The organism is Kitasatospora sp. NPDC086791 (genome assembly GCF_040685975.1).
In the GTDB taxonomy this organism is placed as follows: Bacteria; Actinomycetota; Actinomycetes; order Streptomycetales; family Streptomycetaceae; genus Kitasatospora.
In genome coordinates this window covers 778,034-795,307 of record NZ_JBFBOC010000001.1, presented here as the reverse complement: position 1 = coordinate 795,307, position 17,274 = coordinate 778,034, and the positions used below count along the sequence as shown (strand labels likewise).

Below are 17,274 nucleotides of genomic sequence, written 5' to 3'. Positions count from 1 at the left end.
CGCCAGAACGGAGTTGATCATCGAGTGGGCGGCGACCTGACGCAGGGGGACGGTGCATGGTGCTGCTAGCGGTGCTGCTGATCCTGGTGGCGACGGCCGGTGCGGCCGCCGTCGTACTGGCGCGCCGCCGACGGGTTCTGGACGCGGAGACGGTGGCGAAGGCCCTGGCCACGGCCGCCGAACGGCTCGCCGTCGGCAAGGCCGCCCAGGCCCGCCGCCGCTACGCCCGACTGGCCGGGAACCTCGCCGCGGGGCCCGCCGAACTGGCCCCGCAGCGCGGCCTCGCCCTGATCGGCCAAGCCGCGGCCACCATCCCCACCGGAGACCGGCAGGCCGCCCTCGCCCTGCACCGCGAGGCCTTCCCCCTGCTCGCCGACCCGGCCCGCCAACTGCCCCGGTGGAGCCTGCGCCACCTCGCCGAGGAACGGATACAGGCACCGGACGGCGACCTCGGACCGCTGCTCGCCTTCCTCTGGGCCACCACCGCCGGGGCCGAACCCGGCGAGGAGGCCGAGACCGCCGCCCGGGCCCTCGACTGGTTGCAGGGCCGCTGCCGCGAGGGCGACGCCGGCCGGCGCGAGGACGCCACCGTCCGCGCCCTCGCCGCCCTGCCCGGCCGCGACTGGCCGGTGCTCGCCCGCGCCGCCCTGCTCCGCGAGACCGACCGGACCGTCGAGGCCGAGGCCCTGCTCGCCGCCACGGCCCCCGGCGGCAGCGGCGAACTCTGGTTCCGCTGGGGCGCCCAGCTGTACACCCTGCACCGGGACGAACCCGCCGTCGCCGCCTTTGACGAGGCACTGCGCCGCGGCCCCGGCGAACCGTCCCCCTGGGGGCGCGGCCCGGCGCTGCGCACCGACAGCCTGCTCTTCCGCGGTCTGGCCCGGCAGCGGCTCGGCGCCACCGGGGCGGCCTGGAGCGACCTCGCGGCCGCCGCCGTGGAGACCTCGACCGACCCCCGCCCCCGCTACGCCCTCGGCCGGCTCGCCCTGCTGCTCGGCGCCGACGACCAGGCCCGGGAACAGTTCACCGCCGCCCTGACCCTCCAACCCGCCCACGCCCCGGCCCGGTTCGGCCTCGCCCTGGTGCACGAACGGGCCGAGCGCCCCGCCGAGGCCGCCGCCGACTACCGCGCCGGCCTCGGCCACGCCCCGGACTGGCGCCCGGCCCGGGTCCGGCTCGGCGCCGCCCTGCTCGCCGCCGGGCGGACCGCCGAGGCCGAGCCGCTGCTGCGTGCCGAGGCCGAGCCACTGCCGCGCACCGAAGCCGGCCCCCGGCCGCGCACCGAGGCCGAGCCGCTGAGGCGCGCCGACGGGTCCGCCACCGAACCGGGCTCCCGCTGGACCCGGATCGCCACCTTCCACCACGGCCTCGCCCTCGCCCGCACCGACGACCCGGCCGGCGCCCTCGCCCGCTGGGAGACCCTGGACGACGAGGAACTGCGCGAGCGCCGGGCGCTGGCCCGCGACCGGCTCGCCCGGACCCGCCTGGCCACCGACCCGGGCGCCGCCCGTGAGCTCTGGCAGCGGGCCACCGCCGAGCACCCGGCCGCCCCCGGCTACCGCGCCGCGCTGCGCGAGGCCGCCCTGCGCGAGGCCGCCCACCTGCTGGTCACCGGCCGCGACCGCCCCGAGGCGCGGCAACGCGCCACCGCCGCGCTCGCCCTCGCCGACACCCTGCCCGGCGCCCTCACCCGCCGACAGGCCCGGCTGCGCGCCGCCCTCGCCCTGGCCGAGGACGCGCCCGGGACGGTCACCACCCTGCTGGACGCCGCCGGCGGGCTGCGCGACCGCTACCACCTGGCCACCGTTTCCTTGCTGGCCGACCGTCCGGCCCGGACGATCGCCCTGCTCGGCCCGCCCGACCCGGCCGGCGACCCGGCGACCGCCCGGCTGCGCGCCCTGCTCGCCGAACGGGCCGGCAACTGGGCCGCCGCGCTGGACTGGTACCGGAACTTCCTGACCGCCCCCGCGGCCGGGACTCCCGCGGCGGCCGCCGCGGGCACGGCGGGCGCAGCGGGTGCCACGGAGCCCGCCGGCGACTGCGCGGTCTGCGACCGGACCGGCACCGTCACCGGCGCCTGCGGCGGCTGCGGCCGCGAGGCCTGCGCCGACCACCTGCACACGCCCGAGGGCGCCCGCTCGCCCCGCTGCGTCCGCTGCGCCGGCCCCGCGCTGCGCGCCGTCCTGGACTGCGCCCGCCGCGTCGGCACGCCCGAGCAGGCCGAACCCGTCCTGGCCGCCTGGGCCGCCGCGCTCGGCGACAGCGCCGCCGCCGCGCCGGTGCGGCTCGACCTCGCCCTGCTGCGCGCCGAACTCGGCCGCCACGACGAGGCGCTGGCCGAACTGCCGGCCGACGCCGGTGCCGTCCGCGCCGCCGTCCTGGTCCGTCGGGCCGGCGCCGCCCTCGCCGCCGGACAGCCCGGACGGGCCGCCGTCGACCTGCGCCAGGCGCTCACCCTCGCCCCCGGCCACCCGCAGGCGGTGGACACGCTGGTCCTGCTCGCCGAGCACGAGGCCCACCAGTACGCCGCCGAGGGCCGCCACCGCGAGGCCTGGGAGGCCTACCGCGCGCTGCTGCTCAAGGACCCGGCCCACCCCCGGCTGCTGCACGCGCTCGGCCTGGCCGGCTACCGGCTCGCGGCCGCCTCCGCCGCCTCCGCTTCCTCTGCCCCCTCCACTTCCGGAGCGTCCGCCTCCGGTACCGCCGACGCGGAGGTCTGGGCCTGGACGCTCGGCTGCCTGGTCGCCGCCCTGTACCAGCCCGACCTGTGGGCCGAGTCCGCCCGGATCACCGGCCGCACTGCCGACCCACAGCGGCTGGCCGCCGCCCGTACCGGGCTGATCGACCACCTCCGGGACGACCTGCGCGCCCTCGACCGGGCCGTCGGCCGCAGCGGCGACGAGGCCACCGCCTGGACGCTGCTCCTCGGCATGGAGGCCCACAGCGCCGACGCCCTCGCCCAGCAGGACATCCGGATCGCCCTGCCCGGCCGCCCGGCCCGCCGCCTCACGGTCGGCCCCACGCTCGACCGGCTGCTCCGCGCCGAGCCCGAACTCGCCGCCTGGGCCGCCGCCTTCGAGCAGGCCGTCGGGCCCTGGCGGCGCCGCGCCGCCGAGCCGGACGCGCCGCCCCTCACCCGGGCACTCAGCCTGTTCGGCGCGCTCGGCCCGCAGCACTACCTGCGGCTTCAGGGCCGTCAGGCCGCCGCCGTCGCCGCCCTGGACGGGGTCGCCGAGGGCGAGCGCGACGAGGCCTGGCAGGCGCTGCTGGCCGTGTCCCTGGTCAGCCAGGCCCGTGAGCACCACCGCCACCAGGACTGGCACGAGGCCCTGGACTGCCTCACCCGCGCCCGCGCCGTGCCCGGCGCCGTGCTGCCCGCCGATGCCGCCGCCATCGCCGCCGAGTCCGGCGTCCGGGCCGCCCGCGCGCTGCTCAAGAGCACCGTCGACGACCAGGCGGGCGCGGCCGCGCTGCTGGAGAAGGCGTTCGCGCTGGCCCCCGACGACCCCGAGGTGCGCGGTGACCTCGGCGCCACGTACGCCCAGTGGGCCCGCAAGATCAACAACGAGGACAAGGACTACACCCGGGCCCTGGACCTGCTGCGGAAGAGCATGGAGCTGGTCCCCGACGACCCGACCGCCCGGCACTTCCTGGCGGCCGCGCTCGGCAACCGGGCCGGCCAGCTCAGCCGCACCGACGCCTCCGAGGCGGAGCTGGAGGAGGCCGCCGAGGCCTGGCGGGCGCTGATCGCCCTCGACCCCGACCCGGACCACCGGCTCGGCCTCGCCTTCGTCCTGCGCCACCTCGCCCGCGCCGCCGCCTTCGCCGACGACCGCGACCGCGCCGTGCGGCGGATGGCCGAGGCGCTGGACGCGGACCCGGAGTGGGACGGCGAGCCCGGGTCCGAGGCCGCGCGCCGGGTCGGGGTGATGCTCGCCAACCACGTGGTCGACGCGATGCAGGACGAGCCGTTCACCGCCCAGGCCGCGATACTGCAGAAGGCCAAGTCCTACGACGACTCGACCGACATCCGCCGTCTGATGGTCAGCGTCTGGCGCGGCGAGGCCGTCGACCACTACGAGGCCCGCCGCTACGCCGAGGCGATCCGGCTGCTGGAGGAGGCGATCGGCCTGTCCCGCACCCCGGAGGACATCGGCAAGCTGCACCGTGAACTCGGCATCGTCTACGGCTCGTTCGCCGTCCAGCGGGCCAACGCCCGACAGCTGCGGGAGGCCCGCGACCTGGCTCGAAAGGCCGTCGAGCACAGCCCGGAGGACCAGGACGTGCGAGCCATGCAACGGCGGATCAATTCGCTCTGAATGCGGCAACCACACGGCAGTTGCCGCCATCCTAGACCGTACGCCGGTGACTCCGCCCGCCCGCCGCCGTCTCAGCCGTCGTGAGTCCCGAGCCCAAGTTCCGAGCCCAAGTCCTGAGCCCAAGTACCGATCCCGACAACGGAGTTCTGATCCGTGAGGAGAGAGATCGCCCGCCATGCCACTGCCTGAACCGTCGCCGTACGAGGTCCTGGGCATCCCGCTCACGGCCGGTGTGCGCGAGATCAACCTCGCCGTCGGACCGGCGATGCGGGCGGGCCGCCACAGCCGCCGGCAGATCCAGGAGGCCGCCGCACTGCTGCGGAACCCGGACCGCCGGCTGGAGTCGGACCTCCAGCAGCCGCTCCCGCCGGAGCCCGTCGACCAGGCCGCCGCACTGCTCGCCCCCGCACTCGCCGAACCGCTGCTGGTCATCGAGCGACCGCCGCTGCCGCCCGTTCCCGCCCTGCTGGTGCTGCACCGCGCCGAGCTGGCGGCCGACTTCGCCGAGCCCGCCCCGGGCGGCGCCGACCCCGAACCGCCCGTCCCCGCCCGCTACGCGGCCGACCTGTCCGTACTGCCGCAGATCGAGGTACCCGAGTGACCGACACCCCGACCGCAGACCCCTCCGACGGCCCGTGCGACGGCTCGTCCGGCGGCCCGTGCGACGGCTTGTCCCACGGCCCGTCCGGTGACCTCCGGCGGCTGGAGATCCCGCCGGGCGTCGAGGACGTCGACCTGGAGCGGAAGTTCGGCCAACTGCTGTTCCGGGCCTCCCTGTTGGGGAACAAGCTGGCGGAGCAGCGGCAGGCCGCCCGGGCCGAGCAGCGCGAACTGCTGGGCATCCTGGTCGAGGTGGACGACGCGCTGGCCGCCCTCGGACTGGACCGCGAACTGGTGGCGCTCGGGCGCGGCGAGGGCATCGAGGCGACCCGGCGGCGGCTGCTCGGCCGACTGGCCAAGGCCAAGGTGCGCCCGATGCGGCTGGAGGGCATGACGGCGGACCCGGACCTGGCCGAGATCGTCGGCGTCGAGGCCCGGCCGGAGGTGGCACCGGAGACCGTGGTGCGGACGGTGGTCACCGGGTTCTTCTGGGAGGACGAGGTGCTGCGGCGGGCCCAGGTGGTGGTCGCCGCACCGGAACCCGAACCGTCGGCGGGGCCCGAAGCGGTGACCGAGACCGTGACCGAGGCCGTGACCGGGACCGCGGCCGTGACCGAAGCCGTAGCCGTCACCGCGACCACGACGCCCGACGCCGCCGAAGCGGTGCCGCCCGACGCCACCGAGGCCGCCGAAGCCGTGCCGGCCGTTCGCGTCCAGCCCAAGGCGGCCCCGCCCCGGGCCCGCCGCAAGGCAGCGGCCACCGCCTCGGCTGCGGGCAAGCAGGCGAAACAGGCCAAGCAGGCCAAGCAGGCCAAGCAGGCCAAGCGCAAGAAGTAGTCCAGGACCACGAGGGGCAAGAGGGGAACGACATGTACCGCACACTCGGCATCGACCTGGGCACCACCAACTCCGTGGTCGCCCACCTGCGCCGGGGCGAGCCGGAGATCATCTTCAACCGGCAGAACCAGGAGGCGACGCCCTCCGTGGTCGGCAGCGGACGCAAGGGCGAACTGCTGGTCGGCTCCACCGCGCGCGGCCGGATCGCCGTCGACGGCGCCAACGTGATCCGCTCGGTGAAGCGCTTCATGGGCCGCAAGTTCAAGGACCCGCAGGTCCAGGCCGCCCTCAAGGAGGTCGACTACAAGGTCACCGCAGGCACCGACGGCGACGTCAACGTCTGGTTCAACGGCCGCTCGTACACCCCGATCGAGATCTCCGCGATCATCCTGCACCGGCTCAAGGAAGACGCCGAGCAGCGTTTCGGCGAGCCGTTCCCGCGGGCCGTCATCACCGTCCCCGCGTACTTCGGCGAACGGCAGGTCGCGGCCACCCAGGAGGCGGGCCGAATGGCCGGCCTGCACGTGCTGCGGATCATCAACGAGCCGACGGCCGCCGCGCTGGCGTACGGGATCACCTCCGAGGCGGGCGACGAGGGCAAGACCGTGCTGGTCTACGACCTCGGCGGCGGCACTTTCGACATCTCCATCCTGCTGCTGGTGCCCGGCTCGGTCTCGGTGCTCGGCATCGAGGGCGACAACCTGCTCGGCGGCGACGACTTCGACCGCGCGATCACCACCGCGCTGCTGGAGGACATCCGCGAGGAGTACGGCTCGGACTACCAGCCCGACCTGCGCGACCGCCCCAAGATCGCCTCCACCGCCGAGACGATCAAGATCGAGCTCTCCAACCAGGAGTCCTCCGAGGTCATCCTGCCCGGTCTCGGCGCCGGACAGCTGGTGCTGGAGACGGAGTTCGAGCGGGCCCGCTTCGAGGAGCTGATCGAGGCCCGGATCGAGCGCACCATCGAGCTGACGCACAAGGCCATCATGCAGGCCAACCTGACCGTCGGGGACATCGACGAGGTGGTGCTGGTCGGCGGCTCGACCGCGATCCCGCTGGTCGCCCGGCGGCTCGGCGAGGTGTTCGGCCCCCGCCGGATCCGGCGCGGCGTCAACCCGATGCAGTGCGTCGCGCTCGGCGCGGCCGTGCAGTCCGCGCTGGTCGGCGAAGTGGAGTGCCCCGAGTGCCGGGCCCCCGGCGACCTCTCCGCCTCCAACTGCGCCAACTGCGCGACCACCCTGCTCGGCGCCCCCCGGGTGTCCTGTCCGACCTGCCACCTCCCGGTCGACCCCGAGGCCGCCGACTGCCCCAAGTGCGGCCATCCTATTGGCGGTTCGGGTGCCGGTGGAGGCGTCGGAGGGAACGCCGGAGGGAACGCCGGCGGGGCGACCGTCCCGAACCAGGCGCACGCCACCACCGTGCTGCGCGGTGACAACTGCCCGCGCTGCGGCACCCCGGCCGCCCCCGGGGTCACCGCCTGCGAGCTGTGCGGCGAACCGCTCGACTCGGCGGCTCCGGGCCGGACCAAGGTGATCTCCACCGCCGCCGAGGACGTCGGCCTGCGCTGCGCCGCCTGCGGGGTGGTCAACCCGCCCGGCAGCGAGGTCTGCCCGGGCTGCGGCGAGCTGATGCAGGTCGCCAACCCCTTCGACATCACCCCGAAGAACCTCGGCATCGAGCTCAACGACGGCCGCCTCGCCGTCATCATCCCCAAGAACACCAGCTACCCGACCGGTTCGCCGGTCAGCCGGGAGTTCGTGGTCTCCGGCAGTGGCCGGCAGCGGCTGGAGGTCGCGGTCTACGAGGGCGAGCACGAGATCGCCCAGCAGAACGAGCTGATCGGCCACCTCACCCTGCGCCTGCCCGCGGGCCTCGGCGGCCGCACCCCGGTGGAGGTCGCCTTCGGCCTCGACCGCGACCGCACCATCACCCTGTCGGTCCGGATCCAGGGCGGCGCGGAGAAGACCGTCAAGCTGGAGCGGGTCACCCTGGACCCCGAGCTCAAGGTCCAGGTCGAGGAGCAGCAGCGGCAGATCGAGACCTTCACCGACCGCTGGGGCGGCGAGCTGACCGAGGCCGAGCTGCGCGAGGCCCAGCAACTGATGGACACCCTGGACGACCTGGCGGCCGGCCAGACCCGCGGCCGGTCGGTGGACGAGGCGCTGGAGCGGGCCCAGCAGCAGCTCAGGGCCCAGCGCTGGGTGCGCGGCTCGGAGGCCTACCTGAGCCTGTTCATCCACTACTGCGAGAAGCACCTCGACCCGAGCGACCTGGACCGGCTCCGGTCGGTCGCCGCCGAGCTGCGGCTGCGCCGCGAGGCGGCCGACTGGGAGGGCGCCATGCGCGCGGCCCAGCGGGCGGACGAGCTGTGCGACGCGCTCGGCCACACCATGCGGATGCTCACCATGTGCAACGTCTACGTGACCCAGAACATGGTCTCGCCCGCCCTCGGCCAGCTGATCATGGCGGAGCTGCGCGGGTTGGACGCCGCGGTGGAGGCGCCCAACATGGAGCAGGTCAACACGCACATGTCGAACCTGCTCGCCCTGTACGCGCAGGCGCAGCGGGAGCTCGGCAGCGAGCCGGCCGCCGAGTCGCTCGGCCCGGTGCGCCCGGAGGAGGCGGGGCCGCGATGAGCCGCGCGGTGGCCGACCTCGACGTGCGCTGCCCGCTCTGCAAGGTCGCGGCGGACCGGCAGAGCCTGTGCTGCCCCTCCTGTCGGGAGGACCTGTCCGCGCTGTTCCGCCTGCGTTACGCCGGTCGGATCGACTACAACCGGGCGCTGGACGCCCTGCGCGCGGGGGACGCGGCCGCCGCGGTGGTCCTGCTGCGCGGTGCGCTGGCGGCCGAGCCGGACCTGGGCCCGGCGCATGAGCTGCTGGAATCACTGAGCGTCGCCGGTGCCGCCGGTCCCGCCTCGGTGGGGCGGGAGGGCGACACGCCCTCTGAGTGACCAATTCGGACGCTCCCGGACTGCCGTCGCGTTCCATCGGTGCGAGTGTGATCGTCACACGGATGTTCGCCACCCTCACAAGGAGTGACGCAAGAATGCGTATTCGCACCTACATCGCCGCCACGGCTGTCGCCGCGGTGTGCGTCCTCGCCGGCGCCGGTACCGCTTCCGCCGGCGAAGCCAACGCCAACGGTGTCGTCTTCGGCTCGCCGGGCGTCCTGTCCGGCAACCAGATCCAGATCCCGATCAACCTGGAAGCCAATGTCTGCGGCAACTCGATCGGCATCATCTCGATCCTGAACCCGGCCTTCGGCAACACCTGCATCAACGGGTGACCCGAGCACTGGGGCCGTCCGTCGAACCTGACGGGCGGCCCCAGTGCCGTGTCCGGCTCGGGTCGTCGTCGGGCTCCCGTCGCGCTCGGCTCACGGCGTGCCCGGCCCCGGCCGGGTCGCGCCCCGGTACCCCCGTTCGGGGGTGGCGGGCCGGCCCCGGGACCGCGACCATGGTCCCCGACCCGCCCCGCCGGACCCAGGAGGCCGCACGTGCCGACCACGCCGACCCCGCGCAGCTACGCCTCCGGCACCGCGGACGTCCCGCTGCTGGGCGACACCGTCGGGGAGAACCTCGACCGCGCGGTGCGCGCCTTCCCCGACCGCGACGCCCTGGTCGACCGCCCCACCGGCCGCCGCTGGACGTACGCCGAGCTGGCCGCCGACGTCGACGCCCTGGCCCTCGGCCTGCTGCGGCTCGGCATCGCCAAGGGCGACCGAGTCGGCATCTGGGCGCCCAACTGTGCCGAATGGACGCTCACCCAGTACGCCACCGCCAAGCTCGGTGCGATCCTGGTCACCGTCAACCCCGCCTACCGCGCGCACGAGTTGGAGTACGTGCTGAACCAGGCCGGCATCCGGCTGCTGGTCGCTGCCGAACGCTTCAAGAGCTCCGACTACGCCGCGATGATCGAGGAAGTGCTGCCCCGCTGCCCCGAGTTGGAGCGGGTGCTGCTGACCGGCAGCCCGGCCTGGGACGCCGCGCTGGCGGCCGGGCGCCGGGCCGCCCCGGCGCTCCTCGCCGAATTCGCCGACCGCCAGGCCGAGTTGTCACCCGACGACCCGATCAACATCCAGTACACCTCGGGAACCACCGGGTTCCCCAAGGGCGCGACCCTGTCGCACCACAACATCCTCAACAACGGGTACTTCGTCGGCGAGCTGCTCGACTACACCGAGCAGGACCGGATCTGCCTCCCGGTGCCCTTCTACCACTGCTTCGGGATGGTGATGGGGAACCTGGCCGCCATCTCCCACGGCGCCTGCACGGTCATCCCGGCCCCCTCCTTCGAGCCCGGCGCCACCCTGGCCGCCGTCGCCGCCGAGCGCTGCACCTCGCTGTACGGCGTGCCGACCATGTTCATCGCCGAACTCGCCGACCCGGACTTCGAGCGGTACGACCTCGGCAGCCTGCGCACCGGCATCATGGCCGGCTCGCCCTGCCCGAGCGAGGTGATGAAGGAGGTCATCGGGCGGATGGGCATGGCGGAGGTCTCCATCTGCTACGGCATGACCGAGACCTCGCCGGTCTCCACCCAGACCCGGGTCGACGACCCGGTCGAGCGCCGGGTCTCCACCGTCGGCCGGGTCGGCCCGCACCTGGAGGTCAAGGTCGTCGACCCGGCCACCGGCCGCACCGTCCTGCGGGGCGAGCCCGGCGAGCTGTGCACCCGCGGCTACTCCGTCATGCTCGGCTACTGGAACGAGCCTGAGCGCACCGCCGAGGCCGTCGACGCCGCCCGCTGGATGCACACCGGGGACCTCGCGGTGATGGACGCGGACGGCTACCTCGCCATCACCGGGCGGATCAAGGACATGGTCATCCGCGGTGGCGAGAACCTCTACCCGCGCGAGATCGAGGAGTTCCTGTACACCCACCCGGACGTCCTGGACGTCCAGGTGATCGGCGTCCCCGACCCGAAGTACGGCGAGGAGCTGATGGCCTGGGTCCGGATGCGCGAGGGCGCCGAGCCGCTCACCGCCGAGGCCGTCCGGGCGTACTGCACCGGCCGGCTCGCACACGTCAAGATCCCGCGCTACGTGCACGTGGTGGAGGAGTTCCCGATGACGGTCACCGGGAAGATCCGCAAGGTCGAGATGCGGGAGGCGGCGCTGCGGGTCCTGGACCTGTAGCGCACCGCCGGGCCCGACGTTCCTGCCGGGCCCGCAGGAACGCCGACGGCCGGCGAGGCTCGCCGCCTCGCCGGCCGTCGATGGACGCGGGGGGATTACCAAGAACCCCACTCCTGGTCGGTGGAGACGATCTCGCGGCCGAGCGGCGTCAGCGAGACCGGGATCATCTTCAGGTTGGCCCAGCCGAACGGGATCCCGATGATCGACAGGAACAGCGGAATGCTGGTGATCAGGTGCGCGAGCGCCAGCCACCACCCGGCGAACACCAGCCAGATCACGTTGCCGACACAGGAGGCCGCCCCGGCGTCGGGCCGCTCGACGGTGGTCCGCCCGAACGGCCACAGGATGAAGCCGGCCAGCCGGAACGAGGCAATGCCAAACGGGATCATGTCCGGACGCTCAGCATCGCGCGCTTTCACCACTTTGCTTCCGGCTGACGCTGACGCGACCCTGAGCAGCTGGAAATCTGACGGCTGGCGGGGCGTGGAGCCTCGTCAGCCGTTGGTAGGGCCGGGGGTTACCAGGAACCCCACTCCTGGTCGGTGGGGACGATCTCCCGGCCGAGCGGCGTCAGCGAGACCGGGATCATCTTGAGGTTGGCCCAGCCGAACGGGATCCCGATGATCGACAGGAACAGCGGAATGCTGGTGAGCAGGTGCGCGAGCGCCAGCCACCACCCGGCGAACACCAACCAGATGACGTTGCCGACGCACGACGCCGCCCCGGCGTCGGGGCGCTCCACCGCCGTCCGTCCGAACGGCCACAGGATGAAGCCGGCGAGGCGGAACGACGCAATGCCAAATGGGATGGTAATTACAAGCAGGCAACAGATAATTCCGGCGACAACATAGGCTAGGGCCATCCAAATTCCACAGAAAATCAGCCAGATGACGTTTAGAATGAATTTCACTGCACTCATGCTTGGTACCTTCTCATGGCTGATGGCGTTGCACTACGACCGTGCCATGCCCACTGGCGAGCGTGTCTACGCCCTTAGTACTGCAATCACAGTTATGGGGTGTGGCCTCTGTGTTTGCAGTGGCTGCGGCGGGCTCGGGTCTGACTGAGCCCGGATCCACCGTGTGACCACTGGGCGGGCGAAGGCAGTCGGCGAGAAGACGCTGTCTGACCTGCACTGATGAGACCCGTCCGCGGTTCAATGCGCACGGTCAGTGAGGCACCTCGTGGATGCATTCCTCATCACGCTGCTCCGACGGCCTTCGGCGAGTTCGTTGATCCAAATCTGGTCGCGGGTGCGGGATGGGAATCCCTGGTTCGTCTCGCCGAGCAGCGACGACAGCGACGTTCAGATGCGTCGCCTCTTCCTGGTCTGCAGAGACTGTGCCGTCGGCGGAGGTGGAGTCCTGCAATTGATACCGTTCCCCTCATCGGCCGGGATACGGAGGCAGGGCATATCCGGGCAGCCGTACCTGGCGCGAATACACCGGCGGAGTACCGTCTGCAGGAGCGGGCTCTTTGTAACACTCAAGAAGCAGGTCGCCACGCAAGTCGTCGAGCTCGTAGGGCGCTTCCTCCAGCAAGGCGCGGGCCCACACTTCGAGGGACGCCTTCCTCAGCGCATCGTTCGGAACCTGGCTGACCGGCTCTGGACCCATCACCTTCCATCCCGGCTCACCGTCCGCACGGAACAGCAGCCGCCACCAATACGGCTGCCAGTAGGGCTTCTTCAACGAGGACCAGCTCCCGATTTCCTTGACAAGTGGCCGCTCGGGCGATGTCGGCCGCCAAGCCTGGCAACGCCTCCACCGATCAACAGCCGCTCCAGCAACTGGACATGAGGGCGCGGATGCCCTCTGACCTGGGATGATGGTTCTTCCTACAGTTCCAAGTCCACAGATCGAGAGAACATCCGCGAGATGGAATCCTCCCATGCCGTCGCGGCGGTCCGCGCTGCCTTCGACGAGTCGAACCTGGTCGCGGATGCCGGGCTGGTGCCGCTGGTCCGCCTGGCCGAGCGGACCGGCCTGCCGGGGATGGTCGCGGAGCGTCTGCGCATCGACGGCGTCGGCAACAGCGGCGGGGCCAACCCGGGCGCGAAGGCGATGACGCTGGTGGCGGCCATGTGCGCGGGCGCGGACAGCATCGACGATGTGAACCGGCTGCGGCACGGCGCGACGGACAGGCTCTTCACCGGCGTGCGCGCGCCCTCGACCCTGGGCACGTTCCTTCGCTCGTTCACCCACGGACACAACCGACAACTCCACCGCGTGCACCGTGACTTCCTCGCCAGCCTGACCCGCACCGCGCCACTGCTGCTGCCAGGCGCCGGGCAGGTCGCGTTCATCGACATCGACCCCACCCACCGTCGCGTCTACGGCCGCGCCAAGCAGGGAGCCGAGATCGGCCGCTTCAAGGGCGTCCGCACCCTGCACCCGGTCCTGGCCACCATCAGCACCCCGCTCGCCCGGCCCGTGATCGCAGCGGTGCGGCTGCGGCGCGGCAAGGCCGCCGACGCCCGCGGAGCCGGCCCGTTCACCGCCGAAGCCCTCGCGATCGCAGCCGACGCGGGCTGCACCGGGATCCGGATCGTGCGCGCGGACAGCCAGTTCTACAACGCCGACGTCGTGGCAGCCTGCCGACGCGCAGGCGCCCGCTTCTCACTCACGGTGCGGATGAACCCGCACGTCGCCGCCGCAATCACCGCCATCGCCGAGGACGCCTGGACCCCGATCCACTACCCCGACGCGTTCGCCGACCTCGACACCGGCGAACTGGTCTCCGACGCCGAGGTCGCCGAGATCGGCTACACCGCCTTCACCGGCAGAAAGAAAGCCGAGCACGTCACCGCCCGCCTCATCGTGCGCCGCGTCCGCCGCCTGAACGCGGAGGCCGCCGCCGGTCAGGGCGAGTTGTTCAAGTCCTGGCGCTACCACCCGGTCTTCACGGACAGCCCGTTCACCATGCTGCAGGCCGAACTGCAGCACCGGCAGCACGCGGTCGTCGAGCAGGTGATCGCGGACGGCAAGTCCGGCCCACTGGCCCACCTGCCGTCCGGGAACTTCCAGGCCAACGCCGCCTGGCTGACCCTGTGGGCGATCGCCTTCAACCTGCTGCGGGCAGCCGGCACGCTCGCCAGCACCTTCCACGCCAGGGCCACCACCGCCACCCTTCGCGCCCACCTGGTCAACATCCCGGCCAGGATCGCCCGCTCAGCCCGGCGCCTGACACTGCATCTGCCCAAGCAGTGGCACTGGCGCGACGCCTTCACGGCGTTCCTCGACGCCGCCCACGCGCCCCCAGCAGCCTGACCGCCCCGCCCACCTGCCCGCAAGGGCCCGACCGGAGAGCCTGTGGAAGAGCTGGACAGACCAGCCGATGCCACACACCCTCCGACCGTTCACCGCCGCCCGAGCCCCGAAACGATCACCTCAGAATCGAAGCGGTGGATCCGGGCTGAGGACCGACGGGTTATCGACCCCCCTAATACCGTCGATATCCCGCGCTACCTGCATCGTTAATGCATCGATCAAATCCGATTCAGTCAGGGCGCGCGGCGACGGTCGGGCGCCTTTGCGCGCTCCTTTTCACCCGAATGCGCGGAGGCGGATTCTCGCCGCCCCTGCTTCACTTCCCTTGAGCGCTATTCCGCTCACTCCGCCGGCCCCTCAGGGGCTCGCCCGAAAGGCTGCAACCATGCGTCGTCTCCGCCTCGCCATGCTGGCCGTCGCCGCGTCCACCGCACTCGTCGTGGCCATCCCCAGCTCCGCCCAGGCTGCCACCGGTGAGTTCCTCTACCGGGCCGGCGGCGGCCTGCCCCACGGCCTCACCGACCCGCCGAGCGAGGAGTGCCTCAACCTGCCCGGCACCTCGGACGACGTGCCGGCCGACTCGCCGAGGAACCTCACCCTCTCCACGGCCACCGTCTTCCTGGACTCCGACTGTGCGGGCGACGTCTACTACGTCATGAACCCCGGCAAGATCCTCGGCCAGCGCCTGAAGCTCCGCTCGGTCGTGTTCAGCTGACACCGAAACCCCGTGAGGCCAGGACGGCCTGGCACCCGTTGCCGCGCCGTCCCGCGCGACCCGCGGGGCGCAGGTGACTCCGCGCGGCAGGCGTCGCGGCCATCCTCCGGTTGCAGTTCAGCCGACCTGGATCCAGCCGCCCGGGGACATGGTGATGCCGGCGATTCCGCGGTAGGCCTTCCGCTTCCACAGGGCGCTTCCCGCACCGTATTCCGGGAGTGCCTCGCGGGCTTCCTGTTCGGTGTCGAAGGCGTATTCCTTCCCCTTCGCCGTGCGGATCTTCCATTCGTCCATCGGCATTCCGGCGAGGCCCGGTCCGATCGTCATCGACAGCTCCTTCTTCGTTGATTTCTTCCATGCTACGGCGGCGTATTTCCCGGTTCCTTTCGGTGGGACGCGGCGCCGGGTCTCAGTGGATCGGCTGTTCCGGGCCGATCGATGTCCGCAGCCGTTCCAGCTCCGCGGCCAGGAACGTCCCGGTGCCGTGCTCGACTGCGGCTCGCAGGGCGGCCGGGACGAGTTCGTAACGGCCGGCCGCGAGGGCCAGCAGCCCGTGCAGTTCGTGCAGGCGGCTCAGGGTGCGCACGTCCGCGATCGACGAGCTGGGTTACACCCACAACACCCTGGCCAGGTCCCTGGTCACCTCCCGGACCCGCTCGATCGGGCTGGCGGTGTCCTCGGTCAACAACCCGTACTTCACGGAGATCCTCCAGGGCGTCGAGTCGAGCGCGCTGGAGGAGGGCTACAGCCTGCTGATCGCCGACCCGCACGACGATCCGGAGCACGAACTCAACGCCGTGCGGCTGTTGCACGAGCGCCGCGTCGACGGCATGATCGTCGCCCCCTCCGCCGCGCCCGGCCCGCTCCTGGCCTACCTCGGCCGCTCGCAGGTGCCCACCGTCTTCCTCGACCGCCTGACGGGGGAGAACCACGACCAGGTCTGCGCCGAGAACACCGGCCCCGTCACCGACCTGGTGACCCACCTGGCCGACAAGGGGCACACCCGCATCGCCCTGGTCTCCGGACTGGAGGGACTGAGCACCACCGGCGAGCGGACCGCCGGCTACCACGCCGGGCTGGAAGCACGCGGCCTTCCGCACGATCCGCGGCTCGTCGTGCCGGGCCACTCCGACGTCGAAGGAGCCCGCAGCGCGACCCACCGCCTCCTGGCACTGCCGGACCCGCCCACCGCACTGGTCACCGCCAACAACTCCATGACGATCGGCGCGCTCACCGCACTGCGCGAAGCCGGCCTCACCGTCCCCGCGGACATGGCCCTGGCCTGCTTCGACGACTTCGCCTGGGCCGACCTGTTCGAGCCGCGCCTGACCGCCGTCCGCCAGCCGAGCCGTGACATCGGCGCCACCGCGGTGCGCCTGCTGCTGGAACGCCTGGCCGACCCCGACCGGGCCCCGCGCACCGAGCGGCTGCCCTGCACCCTGATGCACCGCTCCTCCTGCGGCTGCCGCTGAACCCGATCCGGGCCCGGGACCACCCCGACCCGCTCGCTCGCGCGCCCGCGCACAGTGCGCACCATCCGACCGAAACCCACCCCGGACATGATCGTCGTCGCCGGTGGAACCCTGATCGACCTCGTCCCCGCTCCCCGCGCCGGGGACGACGGGAGCGCACCGCTGCTGCCCGTCCCCGGCGGCGGTCCCTACAACGCCGTCAACTGCCGCTTCGGGAAGAATGATGAGGACCGCGAGAAGTACTGCAACGCGCTTGAGACCGAGCCGATGACGGAGACGGCGAAGAACTGCCTGATCCGCATGGGCGTCGGCGGCGCCGCCGCCCTGATCGCCGGAAAGGTCAACAAGAAGGTGGCCAGGGAGATCACGGTGAACACGGTGGCGTCCGGGGCCTCGGGCTGCCTGACGGCGCTGCTCACGTGACCAGGGGCCTTGCCAAGGCAGGGGTCCTCGCCCTCTGGGGCGGGGTCCTGGTGGCGGCCGACCACGTGACCTCCTCGTTCTGGTGCCGGATCGCCGTCGCCGTCGCCACCGCCATCCCGATGGCATGGGCCCTCGACCGGACCGGCGGCGGCCGCTCCTGAGGTTTCGCGTGGACCGGCCCGCCGGCCGGTCCACGCGAGCCGCAGTGGCGGCCCGGGCCGGCCCTTTGTCGGTGAGCGGTGCCGCGCCCCAGGTCGTGGTGGTGGCTGAGGTAGCCCGCGACCACGGCCGGGGCGACCTTCGGGGCCGGCACCACGGCGCCGCCGGCCAGTGACCTGACCAGTGGCGCGAGGTCGTCCGGGTCGGTGTCCTCGAGGAGGTGGCCGGAGGCGCCCGAGCCAAGGGCCTGCGCGATGTACTCGTCGGACTCGAAGGTGGTCGGCATGGCCACCACCTCTGCGCGCGGTCACGGAGGAGTCCCGGCCCGGGTGGGATCA

Annotated in this window: 16 protein-coding genes and 1 pseudogene; 12 read left to right on the top strand and 5 right to left on the bottom strand. The window is 72.8% G+C overall.

Going from position 1 to position 17,274, the window contains the following annotated elements:
- Positions 1-56: 56 nt before the first annotated feature.
- From AB0Q99_RS03590 to AB0Q99_RS03560, 7 genes are all read left to right on the top strand, one after another.
- Positions 57-4,319 carry a hypothetical protein gene (locus tag AB0Q99_RS03590; protein ID WP_363568024.1) on the top strand — a complete coding sequence of 1,421 codons (4,263 nt, stop codon included), beginning with the start codon at positions 57-59 and terminating at the stop codon, positions 4,317-4,319.
- A gap of 175 nt (positions 4,320-4,494) precedes the next feature.
- The gene (locus tag AB0Q99_RS03585) at positions 4,495-4,920 is read left to right on the top strand and encodes a hypothetical protein (protein ID WP_363568022.1); all 426 of its coding nucleotides are present in this window, start codon (positions 4,495-4,497) and stop codon (positions 4,918-4,920) included.
- On the top strand, positions 4,917-5,756 hold the full coding sequence (grpE, locus tag AB0Q99_RS03580; protein WP_363568020.1) for a nucleotide exchange factor GrpE: 840 nt from the start codon (positions 4,917-4,919) through the stop codon (positions 5,754-5,756). The genes AB0Q99_RS03585 and grpE overlap by 4 nt, the downstream gene beginning before the upstream one ends.
- A 32-nt stretch (positions 5,757-5,788) precedes the next feature.
- Positions 5,789-8,395, top strand: a complete 2,607-nt coding sequence (locus AB0Q99_RS03575; protein ID WP_363568018.1) for an Hsp70 family protein — start codon at positions 5,789-5,791, stop codon at positions 8,393-8,395.
- Positions 8,392-8,712: a hypothetical protein gene (locus tag AB0Q99_RS03570; RefSeq protein ID WP_363568016.1), complete on the top strand. Its 321-nt coding sequence runs from the start codon at positions 8,392-8,394 to the stop codon at positions 8,710-8,712. Before AB0Q99_RS03575 ends, AB0Q99_RS03570 begins: the two co-directional genes overlap by 4 nt.
- Before the next feature lie 95 nt (positions 8,713-8,807).
- Positions 8,808-9,047, top strand: coding sequence for a chaplin (locus AB0Q99_RS03565; RefSeq protein ID WP_363568014.1), 240 nt, complete (start codon positions 8,808-8,810; stop codon positions 9,045-9,047).
- A gap of 210 nt (positions 9,048-9,257) precedes the next feature.
- Positions 9,258-10,898 (top strand): AMP-binding protein, encoded by a 1,641-nt coding sequence (locus tag AB0Q99_RS03560; protein WP_363568012.1) that lies wholly within the window; start codon positions 9,258-9,260, stop codon positions 10,896-10,898.
- A gap of 95 nt (positions 10,899-10,993) precedes the next feature.
- Here the strand turns inward: AB0Q99_RS03560 and AB0Q99_RS03555 are convergent, their stop codons facing one another.
- The 3 genes from AB0Q99_RS03555 to AB0Q99_RS03545 all read right to left on the bottom strand — a co-directional run bounded on the left by AB0Q99_RS03555 (position 10,994) and on the right by AB0Q99_RS03545 (position 12,589).
- On the bottom strand, positions 10,994-11,287 hold the full coding sequence (locus AB0Q99_RS03555) for a YccF domain-containing protein (RefSeq protein ID WP_363568010.1): 294 nt from the start codon (positions 11,285-11,287) through the stop codon (positions 10,994-10,996).
- A 128-nt stretch (positions 11,288-11,415) separates the two neighbouring features.
- Positions 11,416-11,817 (bottom strand): YccF domain-containing protein, encoded by a 402-nt coding sequence (locus tag AB0Q99_RS03550; RefSeq protein WP_363568008.1) that lies wholly within the window; start codon positions 11,815-11,817, stop codon positions 11,416-11,418.
- 466 nt (positions 11,818-12,283) lie between these two features.
- Positions 12,284-12,589 (bottom strand): hypothetical protein, encoded by a 306-nt coding sequence (locus tag AB0Q99_RS03545; protein ID WP_363568006.1) that lies wholly within the window; start codon positions 12,587-12,589, stop codon positions 12,284-12,286.
- Positions 12,590-12,775: 186 nt separating this feature from the next.
- On the opposite strand from AB0Q99_RS03545, the gene AB0Q99_RS03540 reads away from it, so the two are divergent.
- Positions 12,776-14,167 (top strand): IS1380 family transposase, encoded by a 1,392-nt coding sequence (locus AB0Q99_RS03540; protein ID WP_363568005.1) that lies wholly within the window; start codon positions 12,776-12,778, stop codon positions 14,165-14,167.
- Positions 14,168-14,552: 385 nt separating this feature from the next.
- Positions 14,553-14,882: a hypothetical protein gene (locus AB0Q99_RS03535; RefSeq protein WP_363568003.1), complete on the top strand. Its 330-nt coding sequence runs from the start codon at positions 14,553-14,555 to the stop codon at positions 14,880-14,882.
- A 117-nt stretch (positions 14,883-14,999) separates the two neighbouring features.
- On the opposite strand, the gene AB0Q99_RS03530 is transcribed toward AB0Q99_RS03535, so the two are convergent.
- Together AB0Q99_RS03530 and AB0Q99_RS03525 are read right to left on the bottom strand one after the other, a co-directional pair.
- Positions 15,000-15,209, bottom strand: coding sequence for a hypothetical protein (locus AB0Q99_RS03530; protein ID WP_363568001.1), 210 nt, complete (start codon positions 15,207-15,209; stop codon positions 15,000-15,002).
- An 82-nt stretch (positions 15,210-15,291) separates the two neighbouring features.
- The gene (locus AB0Q99_RS03525; protein ID WP_363567999.1) at positions 15,292-15,468 is read right to left on the bottom strand and encodes a hypothetical protein; all 177 of its coding nucleotides are present in this window, start codon (positions 15,466-15,468) and stop codon (positions 15,292-15,294) included.
- On the opposite strand from AB0Q99_RS03525, the gene AB0Q99_RS03520 reads away from it, so the two are divergent.
- The 3 genes and pseudogenes from AB0Q99_RS03520 to AB0Q99_RS03510 all read left to right on the top strand — a co-directional run bounded on the left by AB0Q99_RS03520 (position 15,461) and on the right by AB0Q99_RS03510 (position 16,938).
- On the top strand, positions 15,461-16,354 hold the full coding sequence (locus tag AB0Q99_RS03520) for a LacI family DNA-binding transcriptional regulator (protein ID WP_363567997.1): 894 nt from the start codon (positions 15,461-15,463) through the stop codon (positions 16,352-16,354). The two genes, AB0Q99_RS03525 and AB0Q99_RS03520, sit on opposite strands and share 8 nt — an antisense overlap.
- Before the next feature lie 87 nt (positions 16,355-16,441).
- Positions 16,442-16,549 (top strand): annotated as a pseudogene (locus AB0Q99_RS03515) (carbohydrate kinase); the annotation flags it as partial.
- Between the two features lie 224 nt (positions 16,550-16,773).
- The gene (locus AB0Q99_RS03510; protein WP_363567995.1) at positions 16,774-16,938 is read left to right on the top strand and encodes a hypothetical protein; all 165 of its coding nucleotides are present in this window, start codon (positions 16,774-16,776) and stop codon (positions 16,936-16,938) included.
- The last annotated feature ends 336 nt before the right edge of the window (positions 16,939-17,274 follow it).